This window comes from uncultured Faecalibacterium sp., from assembly GCF_900066275.1.
Lineage (GTDB): Bacteria > Bacillota > Clostridia > Oscillospirales > Ruminococcaceae > Faecalibacterium > Faecalibacterium taiwanense.
The window spans coordinates 1-1091 of the sequence record NZ_FMFG01000092.1 but is presented as its reverse complement, the minus strand read 5'-3'; the positions used below and the strand labels follow the sequence as shown (position 1 = coordinate 1091).

Annotated in this window: 1 protein-coding gene; it reads left to right on the top strand. The window is 38.5% G+C overall.

What is annotated here, in order from left to right; genetic code table 11:
• The first annotated feature begins 391 nt into the window (after positions 1-391).
• The gene (locus QZL71_RS13135) at positions 392-946 is read left to right on the top strand and encodes a hypothetical protein (RefSeq protein ID WP_270565722.1); all 555 of its coding nucleotides are present in this window, start codon (positions 392-394) and stop codon (positions 944-946) included.
• Positions 947-1091 lie beyond the last annotated feature (145 nt).

Genomic DNA, 1091 nt, shown 5'->3' with positions numbered 1-1091 from the left:
AGAAAACTTTAATTAAACTCCGTAATGAATTGCTTTCACCAAGTCAAAAAGGAAATGATCTTTCCCCACAACAAATGGAGATTTTACATGATGTTATAAAAGACTTTGGCTGATAGTTAGCTTACAAATATGGTGTGAGTACGCGGCAATCATCCGTTCTGATATGTCCCCCGATGCTGGAAGTCCAGTGTTGGGGGACATATTGTTATGTATGAATCCGGTTTTGTTACAAATTTTCTCCATTTTGCTACAAAATCGTGGACTTTGATCGGCTCTTGTGTTTTGATATCATCAATAGTAATAATAAAAGCTGAACTGGAGGTGGTTCCGGTGCAGAAGATATAAAATACAAACATTAGTTTTCATTAAAATGTATTGTGGAGGATTTGATATGAGAAAGCAGATAATAAGTTTACTGGTTGCCATATTGGTATTTGTGGCAATGGTTCCAGCAGCCTTCGCCGCAAATAATCAGCAACTCGCTGCAAGACTTGAAGGTGATAGCACGACTTCGTCATTGGTACTGCTTGATGAAGTTTGTGTGGCTACGGATTCGTACGGAAATTCATATGTTATAAATCCTGATGAACGCACATGGGTAAGCGAAAATACAGTAACTGTATTCAAATTCTATGATGCAGGTATCCGTGATAATCGTCATTATTATGAAGTACATATGAGTTCACAGGTCTTTGATTCGTATTACTATTACACATATCATACTTTCCAGATTAAACCTTCCGGAAATAGTGAATGGTGGACACATAATGTAACACATCAATCGGCCGATCACAAAACTATTGTTGCCGATAGCATGAACTATTCGTATCCTGTTGGAAGTGAACCTAAAAACCCAACCGTTTCGGTGAAAGCATCGTTTAGCATTAAAAACTACGGAAGCTTTACGCTGAAAGCTGTAACTTTAAGCAGACCGGAAAGCTTATAATGAGGGTAGAACAGAAATATGACCAACGAAGATACCACTGATTTTGACGAGCACTTCGCTAAAATTTCGTCCTATATTGTGGACACATTGCACGGCGTTCCACTTGAGATGACCGAGGATGAAAAAGAACAATTTCGCATACAGG

What these genes read in the sequence shown, in the direction of transcription:
- QZL71_RS13135 (WP_270565722.1), top strand. Translation starts at nt 392, where the DNA reads ATGAGAAAGCAGATAATAAGTTTACTGGTTGCCATATTGGTATTTGTG.